Below are 21,121 nucleotides of genomic sequence, written 5' to 3'. Positions count from 1 at the left end.
CAGACCCCCCCTTGACCGTACGGAGACCCGCTTGTCCCCTCACCCCCGGTCCGCCGCCGTGCGGCCGAGCCCCGAAGACCGGCTCGCCGAGGTCTTCCCGCGGGTACGGCAGTACCTGGCGGGGCTCCTCGACGATTACCGGCCCCGGTACGCGTACCTGCGGCCCACGCTCGAACGGCTGGTCGTCCACGGCAGGCGGACCCCCCTCGAATGCGCGCTGCCGCTCCTGGTGCACGGCGCCGTCGAGGGCACCCTCGAACCGGCCGTCCCGGTGGCGGGGGTGCACGCCCTGTGGTGGCGGGCCGCCAACGCCTTCGACGACGTGTCGGACGGCGACGTCGGCCCCCGGCTGTACGGCGGCGACCCGGCCGCGGTCATGACGGCGGCCCTGGAGTGCGGCTACGCCCTGCCGCTGCGCGCCCTGGCCGCGCTGCCGGTGCCCGGCGCCCTGCGCGAGCGCCTGACCGCGGACTTCCTCGACGGCTGGACCGCCGCCTGCGACGGACAGGTCGGCGACATCCTCGGCTCACCGACCGGAACGAGCCCCGACGAGGTCCTGACGGTCTACCGGCACAAGAGCGGCTCGGTCTACGCCATGGCCGCCACGTTGGCGGCCCGCCTCGCGCTCGGCGCGGCCGGCGCCGACGACCCGCGGGCCGCCGCCTGGGGGGAGTTCGGGCAGGCCGTGGGGATGCTGGCGCAGTTCCGCAACGACGAGGACGACCTGCGCTCCGGCCACAGCGAGGATCTCGGCAACCGCACCGCCACCTACCTCCTGGTCCAGCTGCTGCACTCGGCCCCCGACCCGGCCAGGCAGCAGGCGGAGGAACTCCTCGGCCGGGCCGCCGAATCGGCCGCCGACCGCCGGCAGCTGGCCGCCATGATGTACGCCCCGGACAACCTGGCCCCGTACCAGCGCTTCCTCGCGGACCTCCACCAGCGCGCCCACGCCCTGCTGGACACCCTCGCCCCCGCCTCGCCGTTCACCGCGTCCCTGCACCGGCGCGTCGACGACGAGGTACGGACCACCGCGTACGCCGTCGCACCGGCGGACCCGCACGGCACGCACTGCACCCTGCCCCCGGGGCCGGCGGTGCCGCCCGGCCGCACCCAGGGGCGGTCCGGTCAGAAGGTGTAGGAAGGGTTCACCTTCATGCAGGCCTTCTTGTCCTCGCCGTTGAGGGCGTCGGCGCTCTCCGGCGCCTTGTCGGCCTCCTTCTTGTCGGCCGGCGGCTTGGGGAACGCCGTCCCCTTGCGCCAGTCGTTGCCGATCACCAGCCGCAGCCGGTCGGCCGCGCTGGACTCCTTGACCGCGTCCTTGGGCAGGCCGAGGGCCTTCGCGAGGGCGAGGGCGTCGCCGCGCCCCTCCTTGGCCGGGTAGGTGATCGTGGTGTCGGCCTGGGTGGTGAGGCGGGAGTCCGTGGTGGCGCTCGTGTAGCCGAGGGACTCCAGGTGGCCGGCGATCACGTTCGCGCGGCCGGAAACCGGGCCGGAGACCGTGCTGTTGGTGCCGTTCTGGACAATGATGTCCAGCTTGTCCTTGGCCGTGGTGGGCTGCGGGTCGGGCGCGGGTTTCTTCTTCTTGTCCTTGCCGTCCAGCGCGGTGTCGTTGCGGACGAGGGAGAAGGTCTGCTCGGCGTCGCCCGGCTTGGGTACGACGTACTCGCCGCCCGCCGCGTACTGCCACGGCATGGTGACCATCGTGATCCGCTCGGTCGGCACCCGCTGGAGGTCGCCGCCCAGGTCGTACAGCTTCTTGACGGTGCCCAGGCCCTCATCCACCGTCAGCGCCTTGGTGGCGGCCTCGGCCAGGTCGCGCAGCTTCATCGGGTCGGTGAGCTTGGTGCCCGACTTCAGCTCGCGGACCATCGAGTTCATGTACATGTGCTGGGCCTTGGCCCGGCCGATGTCGGTGTTGTCCTCGAAGCCATAACGGGTGCGCAGCCACTGGAGGGCCTGTACGCCCTTGACGGAGTGGGTGCCCGCGGTGAGCTTCAGACCGCTGCCGTGGCCCTTCTTGTCGTGCGAGTAGATGTTCTTGTCCACACACACGGGGACACCGCCGATCGCGTCCGCCATGTCCACCACGCCGGCGAAGTCGACCATCATGAAGTGGTCGATGTAGATGCCGGTCAGCTCCTTCCACGTGGCGACCGTGCAGCCGGGACCGCCGTGCTGGAGCGAGGTGTTGATGGCCGCGGTGGCCTGCGGGTAGACCTTGCCGTCGTCCGGGTCCTTGCACTCGGGGATCGGCACGCGGGTGTCGCGCGGGATCGAGATGACCGACATGTTGCTGCGGTCGGCGGAGACGTGCAGCAGCATCTGCACATCGGCCAGCGGCTTGCGGTCCGCGTCCTGCCGGGCACCGCCCAGCTCGATGTTCTTCTCGCTGTTCCGGCCGTCCGAGCCGAGCAGCAGGATGTTCAGCGGCGTCTGCCCGAAGGCGTTCGGCTCGGGCTTCTCCAGGCCGCCGGAGCCCAGGTCCAGGGCGTCCTTGCGGAGGTTGCCGTTGAGGTGCTCGTAGTACCAGTAACCGGCGCCGGCCGTGCCGACTATCAGCACGGCCAGGGTGATCGCGCTCCAGCGCAGGACGCGCCGGGCCTTGCTGCGCGGTCTGCGGGCGCGCCGGGAGCCTTTGGCCTCGGGTTCGGTGCCCGCGGCGGGGCTGCCGGAGGCGTCGGGCGCGGAGCCGTCGGCCGGGGAGGAGCCGGGGGCGGCGTCTTTGACGGCGGTGGCGGTGCCGGTGGGGGACGCTCCGGTGGTGGCGGTGCCGGCGGGGGCTGTTCCGGCAGCGGGCGTGCCGGGCGTTCCGGGCGTTCCGGGCGTGCCGGGTACGCCTGCACCTGCGACCGCCGTACCCGTGACCGCCGTACCCGTGACGGCCGGTGCGGGAGTCTGGCCGCCGGTGGCGCCGCCGCCCGTGGCCGGGCCCGCGACGCCGCCGGAGATCACGGGCGGTCCCGAAACCCCGCCGGTGATCACCGGCGGAACGTTCGTGCCGCTGCCCGCCGACGAGGTGCCGGTGCCGCCGGAAGCGCCCGGGGCGTTCGGAGTGCCCGGGGCGTCCGGGGGCGTCGCGCCTCCCGGGCCCGCCGCCTGCGGGCCGCCGGGGCCGGGCGGCCCGTCCTGCCCGTTCTGGTACAGGCTGTCGTCCCAGCCCAGGTCCTTGGCGTCGGGCCGGCGCCGGCGTGGCCCGTCACCACGCGCACTGCTGTGCCGCATTGGGTTTCTCCCCCGTCAGTCGGCGCCGGTCACGGCGGCCGGGGCTCGCTTGGTCTTTCCGGCTGCCCCGTGCAGCCGCGGACCGGCCGGGGGCCCGGCCGTGTCCCGCTACTTGGCGCAGATGTTCTTGTCGTCGGCGTTGACGTTCTGCACGCCGTCCGGCGTTTTCGTCGGCGCCTCGATCGACTTGCCCGGTCCCTTGAAGTCCTTGCCCAGGATCAGCTTCATCGGGACCTTGGGCCCCGCGTCCGCGGTGGTCTTCTTCAGCGCGCTCTTGGGCAGCCCCATCCAGTCGGCCAGGGTGGCTGCCTGGTCGGCCTGGTTGGGCGCGTACTCCAGCCGGGTCGCGGCCAGCTTCGTCGGGGCGTTGCCGGCGTTCGTCGACAGCTTCGCGGCCTTGCTGTTCTGCAGCCAGTCCACCGTCTCCTGGGCGGCACCGAACGGTCCGCCGCCGTTGCTGACATCGACCCGGACCTTGTCGGCCGGAGCCTTGGGAACCTGCTTCTCGTCCGAGGTGCCCTTGTCCTTCTTCTCCTTCGTCTTGGACAGCGAGTGGTCGGCGCGGATCATCTGGAACAGCGGTCCGGCCTTCGCCTCGTCCAATACGACGGTTGCGGGGTCCTTTGGGTTGTCCAGGACGGGAACTGTGGCGAAAGTGATGTTTTTGATGTCGACCCGGCTGAGGTCCTTGGCCAGGTCCACCAGCTTGCCCGCGCTGCCGATCCCGGTGTCCACGGTCAGCGCCTTGGTGGCGGCCTGGGCCAGGTCGTAGAGCTTGGGAACGCTGGTGAGGGTGTCGCCGGACTTCATCTTGCGGATCATCGAGCCGAGGAACTGCTGCTGCAGCTGGATGCGGCTCAGGTCGCTGCCGGTGCCGATGGAGTGCCGGGTACGGACGAAGGCCAGCGCCTGTTCGCCCTTGACGATGCTCTTGCCCGCCGGGAGCTTCAGATGGGACTTGGGGTCGTCGATGGGCTTGGCGGCGCACACCTCGACGCCGTCGACCGCCTCCGACAGCTCCTTGACGGCGTTGAAGTCGGCCATCATGAAGTGGTCTATGGACAGCCCGGTCATCTTCTCGACGGTCCGCCAGGTGCAGCCGGGGTCGCGGTCCTCCTGGCCCAGGCTGGTGTTGAAGCGGACGTTGCGCTCACCCGGGATCGTCCGGGTCGTGCCGTCCTTCTTCGTCGGGCAGTCCGGGATGTCGGTGATCATGTCGCGGGGGATGCTCAGGGCCGTCGCGTTGGTGCGGTCCTTGGAGACGTGCATCAGCAGCGTGGTGTCGGCGTGGCCCACGCTGCCCGCGTCGCCGTAGCCCTGGTTGCCCTTGCCGGAGCGGGCGTCCGTTCCGATGATCAGGATGTTGACCGGGCCGTCCTTGACCGCCGGGTTCTCCTTGCCGACGTCGACCTTGGAGATGTTCCCGTTCAGCTGCTGGTACAGGAAGAACGCGCCGCCGCAGCCCGCGACGAGGACGAAGCCGAGCGCGCCGGACGTCCAGTAGAGCGCCTTCTTCTTCGTGGACTTCTTCGGCTTGGGCTTACGCCGGCTCGGCGCGCCGCCACCGGGCGGCGCGGAGCGGTTGCCGGCGCGCCGGTCGCGCTGGGCCGGCAGTTCGCGGGTGCCGCTGTCCTTCCGGGGACCGCCGCTTCGAGAACCGTTTTGCCCCGTGCGGTTGCGGGGCGCGGGGGTGCCCCGGCCCTCCTCGGTCCGTGGCGTGCCACTGCCCCCGTCAGGCCGTGGCGTGCCACTGCCGCGTCTGGGTGCCGGAGTTTTGCGGTCGGCCGGCTGCGCTGCCGGAGCGTCGCCAGGGTTGAGCCGCAACTCGTAGCTGCCGGTGTTCGGATCGAACACCCACTGATCGGCGGGATCGATGTCGTCCCCTCGCCCACGGCCTTGCGCGTCCACGGTGCCTTGTGTCCTCCGTCGGTGCCACGCGGCGCCTCCCCCTCAAGGCGCTCGGTCGGTCGGTTGTGCAATGCGCGGTCAGCCTGGTCGTGCGGACCGGATCGCTCACACTATCCGCCCAGTTCAGCGTCGAGCGACGCCCGTGACACATTCCACTCCCCTACAACTGGGCAATTCACCCCATCTTTTCGGCAGCTTTTGAGCAGCCGAGAGCAGTAGAGCGTACCTTTGCGGAGCTTTTAGCGGCAGATCCCGCGTTCCGCTGTGGTTCCGCGGAACGTGGGCGCCGCGGACGGCGGGGCGGAACCGTCCGCGGAATCCTTACGCGATCCGGATGCCGGACCGGGGGATTCCGGCGTGGCCGCGGCGCCGCGCGCCCGGCCCGGCACGGCGGACGCCGCGGGGGCCGGCGAGGTGGGCCCGGAAGTGGGCCGCACGGCCACCGGGCGGTCCTTGCCCAGCTGCCGGAAGAGCTGTTCGGCGTCCGGCTGGACGAGTTCGTCGCGGTCCGCGTTCAAGCGGTACTCCTGGCGGGGAACGGTCAGGAATTGCACCTTGTCGGTCGGAATACTGCGCATACCGCGAACCCATTCGTACAGACCCCGAAGCGACGCCAGGTCCTCGTCGGTGGTCAGGGAGCTCGTCGCGGCGTCCAGCAGCGGGTAGAGCCGCCCCGGGTGCAGCAGCACGCCGTTGCTCTGCACCTTGTTCACCAGCGCCCCCAGGAACTGCTGCTGACGTTCCATGCGCTGGGTGTCGCTGCCGTCGCCGAGGCTCTTGCGGGCCCGTACGTAACCGAGCGCCTCCTCCCCGCGCAGCGTCTGCCAGCCGGCCGGCAGCCGCAGATGTGCCTCGTCGTCATTGACGGGCCGTTCCAGGCACACGTCCACGCCGTCCACCGCGTCCACCATTTTCTTGAATCCGGCGAAATCCACGATCATGTGGTGGTCGACGCGAATGCCGGTCATCTTCTCCACCGTCCGGATCGTGCAGGCCGCACCCGCGAACTCGAACGCCCAGTTGAACGGGATGAATTGCGGCGCCGACTGCTTTCCGTCGGAACGCTTGCAACCGGGAATCCGCACCATCAGATCGCGCGGGATACTGACCGCCGTCGCGCTCCGGCGGTCCGCCGCCGCGTGCAGCAGGATCGTGGTGTCCGAGCGCTGGGTGCCGGTGTCCTCGCCGTACTTGCCGTTGCTCTCCCCGGAGCGCCGGTCGGAGCCGATCAGCAGGACGTTCTCCGCGCCGCCGGGCTCCGACTTGGGCCGCTCCGCCTCGTACTTCTCCAGCTCGTTGCGGGTGTCCGCGTCGGTACGGATGTTGCCGTCCAGCTTGTTGTAGAGCAGCCAGCCGGTACCGGCCGCGGCCAGCACCAGCGCGGAGAGCCCGAGGGCGGCCCGGCGCACCCACCGCCGCCTGGGCCGCGGACCGGTGGCCGTCGCGCCGCTCTCCGCCGTGAGGTCCAGCGGCGGGGCCGCGAGCGGGGCGGTGCGCGCGGCCTTCTCGGCGGCGGGGCCCCGCGGGTCCGGCCGGCCGGAAGGTTTCTCCGGGCTGTCGCTCACGTGTGCGTCCCCATCCCTCCGGAGTCGGCGTCCCGCCCGCGCGGGAGCCGCCGTCCGGCGGGCGGACATGCGGGCCGCGGGGGCGTCCGTACCCCAAGATCATGGCCCGCCCGGGACGTGGCGGCCCCTCATGAAGGGCCGGGCGTCCGCCGGACGGGGGAGGGGGCGGGGCGTAGGAGCGCCCGGTGCCGGGGCGTCAGAGCGCCCGGTGCGTGACCCGCTCGCTCTCCTCGCGCCTGGCCAGGCCGTCCGCGTCCAGCCGGTCCGGGTTGCGGCACAGGACGACCGAACCGCCCGTGGCCAGCGGTGCCAGCAGCCCGGCGGACAGGCCCGCCCAGGAGTCGTACGGCAGGCCGGACAGCAGCCGGGACCCCTCGGACAGCCCGCGCTCCGCGGCGTCGGCCAGTGCCGCCGCCACCACCTCGGCGCCGGTCAGCTCCCGGCCGTCCACGGCGAGCGCCGGGTCCTGCGCGGAGACCGGCGCGTACGGGGCGAACCGGTCGCCCTGGCTCGGCACCTCGACCGCGTAGTCCGCGAAGCCCTCCGGCGGCTGCGGGAAGCGGCCGCCCAGCGGGCGCAGCGCCAGCGCCACCCGCTCCCCGGTGCAGGCGCGCGCCTCCTCCAGGGTGTCCGGGCCGCTCACCACGACGTCGGCCGCCGCCGGGTCGCCGCCGACGTCCGCGACCACGCCGGCCGAGGAGCAGGCCAGCAGCCAGACCGCGGTCTGCCAGTGGGCGGGCAGCAGCAGGGCCAGCCGGTCGCCGGGCTCGGCGGCGAGGTCGCCCTGGAGGTAGTTGGCGGTCTTCGCCACCCAATTGGCGAAGGTGGCGACGGAGAGTTCCACGCGCTCGCCGGTGGCGTCGTCGTAGAAGGTCACGAGCGGGCGGGCCGGGTCCGCGGCGAGCGCGGAACGCAGCAGGTCGGCGGGGGTGCGATCGGTGGTGTTCATCGGCGTCAGGGTACGCGCGGGGGCGGCCGCCGGTCAGCCGTACGGCGGGTGGGGGCGGGGTGGCCCGGCCGACGCGCCGTCAGTTTCAAGAATGGCATGTTATGTCCCATTCGTTCACGCTTTCTCCATGCGTGCCATTCTTGCTACCTCGATCGCCGTGACGTGCACCGCCGCCCTCGCCCTTCCGCTCACCCTGCCCGCCGGGGCGACCGCCGCCGGCCCGTCCGCCGCCGGCACGTCCCACCGGCCGGCCGCCGCACAGTCCGTACGGGCCGGCCGGCCCGCCCAGGCCGTCCCCGCCGGCATCCCCGGCAGCACCCGCTCCCTGCCGCTGCGCTCCCTGCGGACCTCGGACCGCGGCGCGGCCTCCGGCGCCCAGGGACTGTCCGCCCACGGCGTCTCCCCGTTCTCGCTGGTCGGCGTCGTCTGGGACGACCCGGCGGCCGAACTGCACGGCCGCGCCCAGGTCCGCACCCGGCCCGTCGGCGGCGCCGGCTGGTCCGGCTGGCAGGACATCGGGACCCACGACGACGACGCGCCCGACCCGCGCTCCGCCGAGCGCCGGGGCGGCTCCGTACGGGGCAGCACCGCGCCCCTGTGGGTCGGCGCCTCCGACGCCGTGGAACTGCGTGTCGTACCGGAGCGCGACGGAAGCGGCCGGACGGCGGCGCGCCGGGCACTCCCGGCCGGGATGCACCTGGAGCTCGTCGACCCCGGCCGGGACACCCCCCAGGTACGCGCCGCACGGACCGGCGCGGACACCACCGGCCAGGGCCGTCCGAAGCCGCCCCGCGGCAACTCCGGGACCGCCGGCTCCGCCCTCGGCTCCCTGCTCGGCATCTTCCGCATCCCGGCGCTGGACAGGCCCGCCGGGCCCGGCGATGACTACGACGACGAGCCCTCCACCCCGCGCCCCACCGCCACCCCCCGCCCCGACAACCCCCGCTCCCACATCGGCCCGCGCCCGGCCATCGTCACCCGGGCCGGCTGGGGCGCCGACGAGAAGCTGCGCGAGCGGAAGCTCGTGTACACCAGGACCATCCGGGCGGCCTTCGTCCACCACAGTGCCACCGGCAACCACTACCGGTGCTCACAGGCGCCCGCGGTCCTGCGCGGCATCTACCGCTTCCACGTCAAGAGCAGCGGCTGGCGCGACATGGGCTACAACTTCCTCATCGACAAGTGCGGCACCATCTACGAAGGCCGTGCGGGCGGCGTCGCCAGGCCGGTGATGGGCGCCCACACCCGCGGTTTCAACGCGAACAGCATGGGCATCGCCGTCCTCGGATCGTTCGAGAATGCAAACGCGCCGGCCCCGGCCGTGTCCGCGCTGGCGAAGCTGACGGCATGGAAACTCGGCCTCCACGGAGTGGACCCGCGAGCCACAACTTCCCTAGTGTCCGGCGGAGGCAATCGGTTCAAGAAGGGCACCCGGGCTAAGCTGCACGCCATCTCCGGACACCGGGACGGCTTCAACACCCAGTGCCCCGGAGACCGTCTCTACAGCAAGCTCGGCACCGCACGCAGTTCCGCGGCCCGCCTCCAAGGCCGCTGAAAGGGCGTTCGAAAGCATCTGCCTACACTGGTCCGCCGACCGGCCGACCCCAGCAGGAAGCAGAGAAGACAAGGTGACTGAAGCGATCCTTCTGGTCGGCGGCAAGGGCACCCGGTTGCGCCCGCTGACGGTGCACACGCCCAAGCCGATGGTCCCGGCCGCAGGCGTCCCCTTCCTCACCCACCAGCTGGCGCGGGCCCGCGCCGCGGGCGTGGAACACATCGTGCTGGCCACCTCCTACCTCGCCGAGGTCTTCGAGCCGTACTTCGGGGACGGGTCCGCGCTCGGCCTCCACCTGGAGTACGTCACCGAGGAGGAGCCGCTGGGCACCGGCGGCGCCATCCGCAACGTCGCCTCCCGTTTGCATTCGGCACCCGGCGACCCGGTTCTGATCTTCAACGGCGACATCCTCACCGGACTGGACATCGAGGCCCTGGTGGACACCCACCGCACCACGGGCGCCGATGTCTCCCTGCACCTGACCAAGGTCGCCGACCCGCGCGCCTTCGGTCTGGTGCCCACCGACGCCGACGGCCGGGTCACCGCCTTCCTGGAGAAGCCGCAGACGCCCGAGGAGATCGTCACCGACCAGATCAACGCGGGCGCCTACGTCTTCAACCGCTCGGTCATCGACACCATCCCCACCGGCCGCCCGGTCTCCGTCGAACGCGAGACCTTCCCCGGCCTGCTGGAGAGCGGCGCCCACCTCCAGGGCATGGTCGACTCCACCTACTGGCTCGACCTGGGCACCCCGCAGGCCTTCGTCCGCGGCTCCGCCGACCTGGTGCTGGGCCGCGCGCCGTCCCCGGCCGTCCCCGGCCGCTGCGGCGACCGCCTGATCATGGACACCGCCGACGTCGCCCCGGACGCCAAGATCACCGGCGGTACGGCCGTCGGCTCACGGGCCCGGGTCGGCGCCGGGGCGCGCATCGACGGCAGCACCGTCCTGGAGGACGCCGTCGTCGAGCCGGGCGCCCGCGTACGCGACTCGCTGATCGGCGCCGGAGCGCGCATCGGGGCGCGTACCGTCCTGGAAGGCGCGGTCATCGGCGACGGCGCGCGCATCGGCGCGGACAACGAGCTGCGCGACGGCATACGGGTGTGGTGCGGCGCCGAGATACCGGAGGCGTCGGTCCGTTTCTCGTCGGACCGGTAGACCGCGCACCGGCCGGCCCCGGACAGGCGCCGGCCCTCGCGGCGCCCCGGGCCCCGCGCCCGCGAACCCTGAGCCCCGCGCCCGTACACCCGCATCACTTACCCTGGCCGGATGCCCACCCCCCTCCGCCGCACCTGGGTCCCGCCCGGCCCGTACGACCTGCACCGCACCCTCGGTGTGCTCGGTCGCGGCCCCGGCGACCCGGCGTTCCGGGTGGTGGACGGCGCCGTCTGGCGGGCCAGCCGCACCCCGCGGGGCCCGGCCACCCTGTGCGTACGGGCCCGGCCCGGCGCCGGACAAGTCGAGGCCGAGGCGTGGGGGCCGGGCGCCGAATGGCTGCTGGACGGGCTGCCCGCCCTGCTGGGGGAGGGCGACGACCCGGCGGCGTTCACCCCGCGGCACCGCCTCGTCCACGAGGCGCGCCACCGCCACCCCGGCGTACGGCTCGCCCGTACCGGGCTGGTCCTGGAGTCGCTGATCCCCTCGGTCCTGGAGCAGAAGGTCACCGCCGACGAGGCGTACCGCGCCTGGCGGCTGCTGCTCCAGCGGCACGGCGAGCCCGCACCCGGCCCGTTCGACCGGCTGCGCGTGATGCCCGACCCGCGCGGCTGGGCGCTGATCCCGTCCTGGGAGTGGCACCGAGCCGGCGTCGACGACAAACGCTCGGCCACGATCCTGCGGGCCGTACGCGTCGCCCGCCGCCTGGAAGAGGCGGCGGCCATGGACCTGCCGGACGCCCTGCACCGGCTCCAGCTGGTCCAGGGCATCGGCCCGTGGACGGCCGCCGAGGCGCTCCAGCGCTCCAACGGCGCGCCCGACGCGATCACCGTCGGCGACCTGCACCTGCCGCGCATCGTCGGCTACGCGCTGACCGGGCGGCGGGACGGCACCGACGAGCAGATGCTCGACCTGCTCGCCCCGTACGAGGGACAGCGGCACCGCGCCGCCCGCTTCATCCTGCTGTCGGGCCGGACGCTGCCGCGCCGCGCCCCGCGCTTCCCCGTCGGGGACATCGCCCGGCTGTAGCGACGGCCGGGCGGTGCCCCCGCGGACACGGGCTCAGCGCACCACCACGAAGTCGTCCCCCGTGCGGTCCGGCCGCGGGCGGGGCGGCGCCGCCGGGCGGCCCACGGCCACCGCGCCCATCGGGTCCCAGTCCGCCGGCAGGTCCAGCACCTCGCGTACGACGTCGCGGCAGAACATCGTCGAGGACACCCACGCCGACCCCAGCCGCTCCCCGGCCAGCGCGACCAGGAAGTTCTGGATGCCCGCGCCGTTGGCGACGACGAACATCTCCCGCTCGGCGGCGTTGCGCCGCGCGTCCGGATACGTGTGCGAGCCGTCCATGACCAGGCACGGCACGACCAGGTACGGCGCGTTGCGCAGCACATCGCCCCGGCGCACCCGCTTGGCGACCGACTCCTCGCTGAAGCCGTCCCCGCGCAGGTCGGCGATCCAGGCATCCCGCATCGCGTCCAGCAGCTCCGTACGAGAACGCTCGGACTCCAGCAGGACGAACCGCCAGGGGGTGGTGTGGTGCGGCGCCGGCGCGGTGACCGCGGCGGCGACCGCGCGCCGTACCGCGCCGGGGTCCACCGGGTCGTCGGCGAACTCGCGGACTGTGCGCCGCAGGGTCACCGCTTCCCGTACGGCCTCGGAGGTGCCCAGCCTGAACATGTCGTTCTCGGCGCCGCGCACCAGGTCCCGGGCGCCCGCGTCGGGCTGCTCGCTCTCGCCGGCCTGCTCGTTCTCGGCAGGCTGCTCGTCCGCGTCCGTGCCGCCGCCGCGCACCACGTGGGGCAGCCCGCGGACCACCGCCACCGGCAGTCCGGCCGCCTTGCCCTTCACCAGATCGCCCGCCGCGGCCAGTTCGTCGGCGGTGGCGACCACCGTCGCGCTGAGCGGGTTGCCGTACGCGTCCGTGCCGCCGCGCAGGTCGTCCAGGACCCGGACCCCGGCGGCGCCGATCGCGACATCGGTCAGCCCGCTGCGCCACGGCCGCCCGAAGGTGTCGGTGACGACGACGCCGACCCGTACGCCCAGTGCCTCCCGCAGCCCGTCGCGGATGGCGCGCGCCGAGGCGTCCGGGTCCTCGGGCAGCAACAGCACGGTTCCGGCCGGAGTGTTGGACGCGTCGACACCTGCCGCGGCCATGATCAGGCCCTGCCGGTTCTCCACGATCCGCAGCGTGCCGCGGCGCGCCACCACCCGTACCGTCTCCTGGTCGATGGCCGCCTCGCGGTCGGTGGCCTCCATGACCCGGCCCTCGGCCTTGCTGACGATCTTCGAGGTCACCAGCAGCACGTCGCCGTCGGCGAGTCCGGGCAGCCCGTCGGCGGTCGCCGCGGCCGCGACGACCTTGGCGAGGTCGTCGCCGGCCCGCACCTCGGGGATGCCGGGCAGCGCCCACACCCGGTACCCGGCCGGGGCCGGCCCGGGGGAGCCGGCGGCGGCCGGCGCGGGCCCGGGGACGCTCACGCCCGGACCTCCTCGGCCAGCGCCAGCGCCTCGCGGGCCATCGCGGCGGTCGCGTCCAGGTCCGTCATCATCAGCGGTACGGCCTTGCAGCGGATGCCCGCCTCCTCGACCCCGGCGACCGCGCCCGCGTCCACCGTGTCGACGAGCCAGCCGTCCAGCAGCCCAGAGCCGTAGTGCTTGGCCACCGCGGCCGCCGTCGACTCGACGCCGACCGCGGCGAGGACCTTGTCCGCCATGCCGCGCACCGGCGCGTCGCCGACGATCGGCGACAGCCCGACCACCGGCACCCCGGCGTCCGCGATCGCCTCGCGGATGCCCGGCACCGCCAGGATCGTGCCGACGCTCACCACGGGGTTGGACGGCGGGAAGAGCACCACGTCGGCCTGGGCGATGGCGTCCAGCACACCCGGCGCGGGCTTGGCCTGCTCGGCGCCGACCGGCACCACCGCGTGCGCCTCCACCGAGGCGCGCAGCCGTACCCAGTACTCCTGGAAGTGGATGGCCTTGCGCTCACCGTCGACGTCCACGGCGACATGGGTCTCCACCCGGTCGTCGGACATCGGCAGCAGCCGCACCCCCGGCTTCCACCGCGCGCACAGCGCCTCGGTCACCGCGCTGAGCGGGTAACCGGCGGCGAGCATCTGCGTACGGACGATATGGGTGGCGAAGTCCCGGTCGCCGAGCCCGAACCACTCGGGCCCGACCCCGTACGCCGCCAACTCCTCCTTGACCCGGAAGGTTTCGTCGGTACGCCCCCAGCCCTGTTCCTCGTTGATGCCGCCGCCGAGCGTGTACATCACGGTGTCGAGGTCCGGGCACACCTTCAGCCCGAACAGATGGATGTCGTCACCGGTGTTGCCGATGACCGTGATGTCGGCGTCCGGCGCCGCTGCTTTCACACCCCGCAGGAAGCGGGCGCCGCCGATGCCGCCGGCGAGAACCACAATGCGCATGGGACCAGCATGTCAGGGGGCGGGCGTCCGGTGGGAAGCGGTCAGGAGGTGACCGCTTCCCGGGAGGCGCCTGCAGCGCACCGGGCACTGTGCATCGGCATGTCGGTGAGGCCCGGGAAGTACACGTGCAGGCTGACGGCGGGTACGAGCGCGTCGTTGACGACCTCGTGGACGTAGCCCGGCGCGAAGACCCGCTGCGCGCCGGCCGCCAGGGTGCGGTGCCCGCCGGTCGTGCGCTCGCTCAACTCGCCCTCCAGTACGGTCAGTACGCCGGAGGAGGGGCCGTGGTCGTGCCGTCCGCTGCCCTGCCCCGGCAGCCAGCTCAGCAGCCACACCTCGTAACCGGCCGGGGCCTGGACCGCCCGGCCGGGGCCGGTGGCCGCCGGAACGGCGCGCAGCCGGTGGTACCAGCGGGTGGTGGCGTCGTAGCGCACCAGCGGGGCCCAGCGGGACCGGTCGGCGGCGATCTCGCGGGCGAGTCCCGCGAAGCCGGCGACGGTGGAGGGGTGGGCGGGGACGGGCGGGAGCAGGTGCGGGACGGCCAGCGGGTCGCCGGCGATCTGGACATCGCTGTTCATGTGCGGGAGTTCCTCGGCAGGGTGCTCGGGTGGCGCGGATGGGGTGCGCCGCCGCGCGGGACGCGGGTGGCGGACACGGGAGCCGTGCGGGGTGCTGCGAGTACTGCGGATGCTGCGGTTACCGCGGGTGTGGTGCGTACCGCGGGCGCGGCGGGGAGAAGAAGCTGGAGCTCGGTGGCGTCAACAGCTGGAACAGCGACAGCGGGCCTGGGCAGCGCAGCGGGACCCGTAGGCACGGGTCAGGCGGAGCGCAGGGATCGCTGGCATGTATGCAAGGAGACCGGGTACTCGGCCCCATGTCAACCGGGTGTCTGATTTGGGGGAAATGTTTCACCTCATCCGGTTACTGCGTCCGGCGAAAGGTTTGTGCAGACGAGGTGCGGAGAAGACGGCCAGACATCCGCGCACTCCCGTGCGTCGTTGCGGTCTCGTGATCTGAATGTGACCTGGCCCGCTTCGGTGAGCGGGGTGCAACGGCCGCGCCGCCCGTCGCGTCCTTGGGTGTGAAAGGGGAGTTACGGGTGATGCCACTGAGGAAGTGTCCTGTTTTTTGCCGATTTGAACACTTTCTGCATAGGCTTGGTTCCGCAGAGTGAATAAGGGGCCCAATAGCAGATCTCGGCTTGACTGGCCCGGATCGGCACACTTGTAATTTCACTCGTGTCGTTCAGCCGTCATCGGTAACGGCTGCATCACGGGGACGCAAAGACAGACGAGGGGCGCACATGACCGAGCTGTTCCAGGAATTGCTGGTCGAAGAGGCGGACGAGGAGCTCGGCTGGCAGGAGCGCGCGCTGTGCGCCCAGACCGACCCCGAATCCTTCTTCCCGGAGAAGGGTGGCTCCACCCGCGAGGCCAAGAAGGTCTGCCTCGCGTGCGAGGTCCGCTCCGAATGTCTTGAATATGCCCTCGCCAACGACGAACGCTTCGGCATCTGGGGCGGACTGTCCGAGCGCGAGCGGCGCCGGCTCAAGAAGGCAGCGGTCTGACGTCCAGTGCGACGGCCCGGCTGCCGGGCCACCGATTCTCCCTATATCCCCCTATAGACAACGGTCCGCCTCCGGAGCCCACGTGCCGGAGGCGGACCGCTGTGTACGCGGCAGACGGACGTGACCGCCGAAGCATTAGTGTGGGGCCGCGTCCGAGGCGCACCGACGCGCCCTGACGGGCACCCGGCCACGGGACGTGCCGTCGGCCGCACCGCGTCGCCGTCCGTCGCAGTCCACAGCGCAGCGCTATGCCGGGGGAGGACCCCGAGACCCCCGGGGAGGGCCCCTACCTCGATGTCCGTGCACAGTCAGCCGGCCGCCCAGGCCGCGCAAGCCGCCGCCCAATACCACGACGGCACCCCCGAGTTCCCCCGGCACGTCGTCACCGCCGTCATCGTCTCGCACGACGGCGAACGCTGGCTCCCCGACGCGCTCGCCGGGCTGCTCGGCCAGGAACGCCCGGCCCAGCACATCGTCGGCGCCGACACCGGCAGCGCGGACGGCTCCGCCCGGCTGCTCGGCGAGGCCCTCGGCGACGACCGGGTGCTCCACCTCGCCCGCCGCTCCGGCTTCGGCACCGCCGTCGACGAGGCGGTCCGCGCCGCCCCCGTCCTCGGCCCCGACGACCTCCCGTACCTGCGCCGCCCCAGCGGCTGGGACCCGGTCGGCCGCACCTGGCGCGACGACGCCTACGACCTCCCGGAACTCCCGCACGGCGAACCCGTCCAGTGGCTGTGGCTGCTGCACGACGACTGCGCGCCCGAACCCGACGCGCTCGCCGAACTGCTGCGGGTGGCCGACTCCAGCCCCTCCACCGCCGTCATCGGGCCAAAACTGCGCAGCTGGTACGACCGCAGACAGCTCCTCGAAGCCGGCGTCAGCATCGCCCGCAGCGGCCGCCGTTGGACCGGCCTGGACCGCCGCGAACAGGACCAGGGCCAGCACGACCAGGTACGCCCGGTGCTCTCCGTCTCCAGCGCGGGCATGCTCGTCCGGCGCGACGTGTACGAGCAGTTGGGCGGCTTCGACCGCCGACTGCCCCTGATGCGCGACGACGTCGACCTGTGCTGGCGCGCCCAGGCCGCCGGACACCAGGTCCTCGTCGCCCCCGACGCCGTCCTGCGGCACGCCGAGGCGTCCGCCCGCGAACGCCGCCCCATCGACTGCGTCGGCCGCTCCACCGCCAGCCCCCACCGCGTCGACAAGGCCGGCGCCGTCTACACCCTCCTGGCCAACACCCGCGGCGCCCTGCTCCCGTACGTCGCCCTGCGCATCGTCCTCGGCACCCTGCTGCGCGTCCTCGCCTACCTCGTCGGCAAGGTCCCCGGCCAGGCCCTCGACGAACTCGCCGGACTCATCGGCACCCTGCTGCGCCCCGGCCGCATCCTCGCCGCGCGCAAGAAACGCGGCCGCCCCGCGACGGACGCCAGCGAGCTGCGGCCCCTCTTCCCGCCACCCGGCGCGACCGTACGGGCCACCGTCGAACAGGTCGCCGGCAACCTCGCCGGCCGCTCCGCCCCCGAAGCCGCCTCCGCCGGACGGCACGGCGCCGTCGAGTCGGGACCCGGCGGCGACGACGCCGACTACCTGGAGATCGAGCAGTTCGCCCGGCTCAAGCGGATCGCCCGCCAGCCCGCCCCGGTGCTCTTCCTCCTCCTGCTCGTCGTCTCGCTCATCGCCTGCCGCTCGCTGCTCGGCTCCGGCGCGCTCACCGGCGGCGCCCTGCTGCCGGTCCCCGGCAGCCTCGGCGACCTCTGGTCGGGCTACGCCGACGGCTGGCACGCCATCGGCACCGGCAGCACCGCCGCCGCACCCCCGTACGTCGCCGTCCTCGCCCTGGTCGCCACCCTCTTCCTCGGCAGCACCTCACTGGCCGTCACCGTCCTGCTCGTGTGCTCCGTACCGCTCGCCGGACTGAGCGCCTACTTCGCCTCCAGGCCGCTGGTCGGCTCCCGCCTGCTGCGCGCCTGGGGCAGCGTCGTCTACGCCTTCCTGCCCGCCGCCACCGGCGCCCTCGCCGGCGGCCGCATCGGCACCGCCGTCCTCGCGATACTGCTGCCGCTCATGGCACGGGCCGCCATCGCCGCCGGTGGCCTGCGACTGTCCCCCGGCACCCGGCCGAGCTGGCGCGCCGCCTGGGCCTACGCCCTGCTGCTCACCTTCACCACCGCCTTCACCCCCGTCGTCTGGCCCGTCGCCCTCCTGCTCGGCATCGCCCTGCTGGTGCTGCGCGCCCTGGACGGCAACCGCGGCCTGCTCCTGGCCTACGAGCTGCGCTTCCTCGCCGTCGCCGTGACCCCGCTCGTCGTCCTGGCGCCCTGGTCGCTGTCCCTCCTCACCCACCCCTCCCGCTTCTTCCGGGAGGCCGGACTGGACCTCGGCGCGGGCTCGGCCTCCGTACTGGACCTCGTCGGCATCAGCCCCGGTGGCCCGAAGGCCGCCGGCGGGGTGCTGCTCCTCGGCATCGTGCTGGCCGCGCTGGCCGCCACCCTGCGCGACGACCGGCAGCGCGCGGTCCGCATCGCCTGGGCCGTGGCCGTGACCGGACTGCTGTTCGCCGTACTGGCCAACCGCACCGCCTGGGCCGGACCGGCCGTCCTCGTCTACGGGCTGGCGCTGCTGAGCGCCGCCGCCGTGGGCGCCGAAGGCATCCGCTCCCGGATGGAGACCCTCGGCTTCGGCTGGAAGCAGCCGGTCGCCGTGCTGATCGCGATCTCCGCGCTGCTCGCCCCGCTGTACGCGGCGGCCGGCTGGATGATCACCGGCGCGGCCGGGCCGCTGGAACGCCGCGACCCCGTACAGGTCCCCGCGTTCGTCGCCGAGGACACCAGCTCCGTCGACCGGGCCCGCACCCTCGTCCTCGACGGCGACGCCGGCCACGTCGCGTACACCCTCGTACGCGGCTCCGGCGCGCGCCTCGGCGACGCCGACATCGCCGCCGAGGCCGGCGCTGACCGGCGGCTCGGCGGCATCGTCGCCAACCTCGTCGCCGGCTCCGGCGCCGACCAGAGCAACCAGCTCGGCGGCTACGCGATCCGCTACATCCTGGTCCGCGACGGCGCGCCCCGCGACATGGGCCGCGTCCTGGACGCCACCCCCGGCCTCATGCGGCTCAGCCAGGACGACGGCAGCGCCCTGTGGCGCGTGGACCGCCGCGTCTCACGGGTCTCGATCATGCCGGGGGAGACCAAGGACGGCACCCGCGCGGGCCGCGCCGCCGCACCGGTCCCGGTCCCGGCCGGACCCGTCGAGGCCCACACCGACCTGCCCGCCGGCGCCGAAGGCCGGGTGCTGCGCGTCGCCGACACCGCAGACCCGGGCTGGCAGGCCACCCTCGACGGCAAGCCCCTGAAGCCGGTCAAGGCCGACGGCTGGGCCCAGGCCTTCGAACTGCCCACGACCGGCGGCCGCCTGGACCTCACCTACGACGACCCCATGGGCCACACCGCGTGGCTGTGGGCCCAGGGCCTGCTCGCCGTGGTCCTGGTCGTGCTCGCCCTGCCGGGCCGCCGCCGCGAGATCGACGACGACCTGCCCGAGGACGGCGTGGCCGCGGTGCCCGCACAGGCCGTCGCGGGCGAAGGCCGCCGGGCACGGCGGCTGCGGGCGGCCCAGGCCGCCGACCCCCCCGAAGGCGGCGCGGAACCGGGCATCCCGGCCGCGCGCACCGGCGAGGAGCCGCTGCCCGATCCGATGGCGGTACCGCAGGACGCCGACCCGATGGCCGCCCAGGCCGCCGACCCGTACGCCGCCGTACCGCAGCAGCAGGGCTACGACCAGCAGCACGGGTACGGGCAGCAGGAGTACGACCAGCAGCTGTACCAGCAGTGGCAGGCACCGGCGCAGCCGTACGGGGAGGACCAGGGCTCTCAGGCGTACGAAGGCGCGCCGCAGTCTTACGAGGGCACGACTCAGGCGTACGAGGGTGCGCCGCAGCCGTATGAGGGCGCGCAGTCGTACGAGGGCGCGCCGGGCGCGCAGCCGTACGGGCAGGACCGGTACGGGCAGCCGTACGCGGGCGGCGCGGATTCCTACCAGGCCGACCCCGACCAGGCCGCCGCCCCCTACCAGCCCGGCGTCCACGACCCGTACCACTACGGCCAGCAGCCACCCCAGCAGCCGCCGCACGAGCAGCCCTACGGCGACGGCACGACGTACCCCGGCTCCTACCGCGAGCCCCGCCGCGACGGGAGCGACCAGCAGTGAAGCGCACCATCATGTCCCTGATCGGCGCAGCCGTGGCGCTCGGCGCGGTCACCGGCGTCGCCGCCGTCGCCGCCCCGGACGGGCAGCCGGACACCACGGCCAAGGGCGGCTCCCGGCTCCCCGTCGAGCGGTCCGCGCTGCTGTGCCCGCCGCCCACCTCGTCGGAGGTCGGCGCCACCACGTACACCGCGTTCACCCCCAAGGGCACCGGGGGCAAGGCCGGCTCCCCGGGTACCGCCGGGCTGCTGCCCGCCCAGCAGGGCAAGCCGGACGGCAACAAGGGCAAGCCGGACGACAAGGGCAAGCCGCAGGCGCAGCCGGACGCCCAGGCCGTCGCGCCCCTGAAGGAACCCGGCACGCCCGTCACCGCGGCCACCGACCGTGCCGACGCACCCGCCCTCGTCGGGGCCGCCGACGGTGCCCTCGCGCCCGGCTGGACCGTCCAGCAGACCACCAGCGTCGCGGCCGGCAGCGGACGCGGCCTGCTCGGCCTGTCCTGCGCGGCACCCGACACCGACTTCTGGTTCCCCGGCGTGAGCACCGGCAAGGACCGCCGGGACTACATCCACCTCACCAACCCCGACGACTCCCCGGCCGTCGTCGACCTCGACCTGCGCGGCAAGGACGGCCCGCTGAAATCCGCCTCCGGCGAGAACATCACCGTCCCGCCGCGCTCCACGGTGCCGGTCCTGCTGTCCACCCTGACCGGCGCCCCCACCCAGGACGCGGCACTGCACGTGGTCGCCCGCGAGGGCCGGGTCGGGGCCTCCGTACAGGCCGCCGACGCGAAACTGGGCGGCGACTGGCTGCCCGCCGCGGCCGACCCCGCGCCCGGCGCGGTCCTGCCGGGCATCCCGGCCGACGCCACCGCCGTCCACCTCGTCGCCGTCGCACCCGGCCGGGAGGACGCCGACCTGAAGGTCCAGCTGGCCACCCCGAACGGCCTGATCACCCCGGCCGGCGTGGAGACACTGCACGTCAAGAGCGGCATGACGGCCTCCGTCGACCTCAAGGACCTCACCAAGGGCGAGGCGGGCTCCCTCGTGCTGACCCCGGCCGACGGCTCCAAGGCACCGGTCGCGGCGACCCTCCAGGTCACCCGCGGCAAGGGCGACAAACAGGAGATGGCCTTCATCCCGGCCACCGGACCGGTCGGGCAGCGGGCCACCGCCGCCGACAACCGGGACAAGGGCAGCACGCTGTCCCTGGTCGCACCGCAGAAAGGCAAGGACGCCAAGGTCACCGTCACCGCGTCGGCGGGCAGCGGGGGCGGTACACCGGTGTCGAAGACGTACACGGTCAAGGGCGGCAGCACCCTCGCCGTCGAACCGCCGCGCCCCCAGGGCCTCAAGGGCTCCTACGCGCTGACCGTCGAACCGTCGGCGGGCAGCGGCCCGGTGCACGCGGCACGGACCCTGGAGCTGCCGCAGGGCGGTCTGCCCGCCTTCACCGTGCAGACACTGCCGGACGACCGGGGGACCGTGGTGGTGCCGACGGCGGGGGAGGACCTGTCACTGCTCACGAAGTGAGGCGGGGCGGACTGCCCGGGGCCGGCCCCGGGC

At 73.6% G+C, this 21,121-nt stretch carries 14 protein-coding genes; 7 read left to right on the top strand and 7 right to left on the bottom strand.

Annotated features, from left to right (window positions below; genetic code table 11):
* Positions 1–31: 31 nt before the first annotated feature.
* Positions 32–1,138 carry a polyprenyl synthetase family protein gene (locus ACZ53K_RS16760; protein ID WP_468836608.1) on the top strand — a complete coding sequence of 369 codons (1,107 nt, stop codon included), beginning with the start codon at positions 32–34 and terminating at the stop codon, positions 1,136–1,138.
* Here the strand turns inward: ACZ53K_RS16760 and ACZ53K_RS16755 are convergent.
* The 4 genes from ACZ53K_RS16755 to ACZ53K_RS16740 form a co-directional block, all read right to left on the bottom strand.
* Positions 1,126–3,222, bottom strand: a complete 2,097-nt coding sequence (locus tag ACZ53K_RS16755; RefSeq protein WP_468836605.1) for an LCP family protein — start codon at positions 3,220–3,222, stop codon at positions 1,126–1,128. The two genes, ACZ53K_RS16760 and ACZ53K_RS16755, sit on opposite strands and share 13 nt — an antisense overlap.
* 108 nt (positions 3,223–3,330) lie before the next feature.
* Positions 3,331–5,130 carry an LCP family protein gene (locus ACZ53K_RS16750; protein WP_468836603.1) on the bottom strand — a complete coding sequence of 600 codons (1,800 nt, stop codon included), beginning with the start codon at positions 5,128–5,130 and terminating at the stop codon, positions 3,331–3,333.
* Between the two features lie 239 nt (positions 5,131–5,369).
* On the bottom strand, positions 5,370–6,695 hold the full coding sequence (locus ACZ53K_RS16745) for an LCP family protein (protein WP_468836601.1): 1,326 nt from the start codon (positions 6,693–6,695) through the stop codon (positions 5,370–5,372).
* 196 nt (positions 6,696–6,891) lie between these two features.
* A complete protein-coding gene (locus ACZ53K_RS16740; protein ID WP_468836598.1) occupies positions 6,892–7,644 on the bottom strand; it encodes a TIGR03089 family protein in 753 nt (250 codons plus the stop codon).
* A 127-nt stretch (positions 7,645–7,771) separates the two neighbouring features.
* Here ACZ53K_RS16740 and ACZ53K_RS16735 point away from each other — a divergent pair, with 127 nt between their 5' ends.
* The 3 genes from ACZ53K_RS16735 (at position 7,772) to ACZ53K_RS16725 (ending at position 11,381) form a co-directional block, all read left to right on the top strand.
* Positions 7,772–9,199 carry a peptidoglycan recognition protein family protein gene (locus tag ACZ53K_RS16735; RefSeq protein WP_468836596.1) on the top strand — a complete coding sequence of 476 codons (1,428 nt, stop codon included), beginning with the start codon at positions 7,772–7,774 and terminating at the stop codon, positions 9,197–9,199.
* Positions 9,200–9,272: 73 nt separating this feature from the next.
* Positions 9,273–10,355, top strand: a complete 1,083-nt coding sequence (gene manB / locus ACZ53K_RS16730; protein ID WP_468836593.1) for a mannose-1-phosphate guanylyltransferase — start codon at positions 9,273–9,275, stop codon at positions 10,353–10,355.
* A 111-nt stretch (positions 10,356–10,466) separates the two neighbouring features.
* The gene (locus tag ACZ53K_RS16725) at positions 10,467–11,381 is read left to right on the top strand and encodes a DNA-3-methyladenine glycosylase family protein (RefSeq protein ID WP_468836591.1); all 915 of its coding nucleotides are present in this window, start codon (positions 10,467–10,469) and stop codon (positions 11,379–11,381) included.
* A gap of 33 nt (positions 11,382–11,414) precedes the next feature.
* Here ACZ53K_RS16725 and ACZ53K_RS16720 read toward each other — a convergent pair whose 3' ends face one another.
* From ACZ53K_RS16720 to ACZ53K_RS16710, 3 genes are read right to left on the bottom strand one after another with little or no spacing between them, the layout of a single operon-like run.
* Positions 11,415–12,833 carry a coenzyme F420-0:L-glutamate ligase gene (locus ACZ53K_RS16720; protein WP_468836588.1) on the bottom strand — a complete coding sequence of 473 codons (1,419 nt, stop codon included), beginning with the start codon at positions 12,831–12,833 and terminating at the stop codon, positions 11,415–11,417.
* A complete protein-coding gene (cofD, locus tag ACZ53K_RS16715; protein ID WP_468836586.1) occupies positions 12,830–13,786 on the bottom strand; it encodes a 2-phospho-L-lactate transferase in 957 nt (318 codons plus the stop codon). The genes ACZ53K_RS16720 and cofD overlap by 4 nt, the downstream gene beginning before the upstream one ends.
* A gap of 41 nt (positions 13,787–13,827) precedes the next feature.
* Positions 13,828–14,364 carry a cysteine dioxygenase gene (locus ACZ53K_RS16710; RefSeq protein WP_468836583.1) on the bottom strand — a complete coding sequence of 179 codons (537 nt, stop codon included), beginning with the start codon at positions 14,362–14,364 and terminating at the stop codon, positions 13,828–13,830.
* 725 nt (positions 14,365–15,089) lie between these two features.
* Here ACZ53K_RS16710 and ACZ53K_RS16705 point away from each other — a divergent pair.
* The 3 genes from ACZ53K_RS16705 to ACZ53K_RS16695 all read left to right on the top strand — a co-directional run bounded on the left by ACZ53K_RS16705 (position 15,090) and on the right by ACZ53K_RS16695 (position 21,088).
* Positions 15,090–15,353, top strand: coding sequence for a WhiB family transcriptional regulator (locus ACZ53K_RS16705; protein ID WP_003983763.1), 264 nt, complete (start codon positions 15,090–15,092; stop codon positions 15,351–15,353).
* 294 nt (positions 15,354–15,647) lie between these two features.
* On the top strand, positions 15,648–19,559 hold the full coding sequence (locus tag ACZ53K_RS16700) for a glycosyltransferase (RefSeq protein ID WP_468836580.1): 3,912 nt from the start codon (positions 15,648–15,650) through the stop codon (positions 19,557–19,559).
* A complete protein-coding gene (locus ACZ53K_RS16695; protein ID WP_468836578.1) occupies positions 19,556–21,088 on the top strand; it encodes a DUF5719 family protein in 1,533 nt (510 codons plus the stop codon). The genes ACZ53K_RS16700 and ACZ53K_RS16695 overlap by 4 nt, the downstream gene beginning before the upstream one ends.
* The last annotated feature ends 33 nt before the right edge of the window (positions 21,089–21,121 follow it).

The organism is Streptomyces sp. NPDC033221 (genome assembly GCF_055577005.1).
Note: the sequence above shows the minus strand (reverse complement) of the source record. Positions and strands in the feature narration are given on the sequence as shown.

What these genes read in the sequence shown, in the direction of transcription:
- ACZ53K_RS16755 (WP_468836605.1), bottom strand. Translation starts at nt 3,222, where the DNA reads ATGCGGCACAGCAGTGCGCGTGGTGACGGGCCACGCCGGCGCCGGCCC.
- ACZ53K_RS16740 (WP_468836598.1), bottom strand. Translation starts at nt 7,644, where the DNA reads ATGAACACCACCGATCGCACCCCCGCCGACCTGCTGCGTTCCGCGCTC.
- ACZ53K_RS16735 (WP_468836596.1), top strand. Translation starts at nt 7,772, where the DNA reads ATGCGTGCCATTCTTGCTACCTCGATCGCCGTGACGTGCACCGCCGCC.
- ACZ53K_RS16725 (WP_468836591.1), top strand. Translation starts at nt 10,467, where the DNA reads ATGCCCACCCCCCTCCGCCGCACCTGGGTCCCGCCCGGCCCGTACGAC.
- cofD (WP_468836586.1), bottom strand. Translation starts at nt 13,786, where the DNA reads ATGCGCATTGTGGTTCTCGCCGGCGGCATCGGCGGCGCCCGCTTCCTG.
- ACZ53K_RS16710 (WP_468836583.1), bottom strand. Translation starts at nt 14,364, where the DNA reads ATGAACAGCGATGTCCAGATCGCCGGCGACCCGCTGGCCGTCCCGCAC.
- ACZ53K_RS16705 (WP_003983763.1), top strand. Translation starts at nt 15,090, where the DNA reads ATGACCGAGCTGTTCCAGGAATTGCTGGTCGAAGAGGCGGACGAGGAG.
- ACZ53K_RS16700 (WP_468836580.1), top strand. Translation starts at nt 15,648, where the DNA reads ATGTCCGTGCACAGTCAGCCGGCCGCCCAGGCCGCGCAAGCCGCCGCC.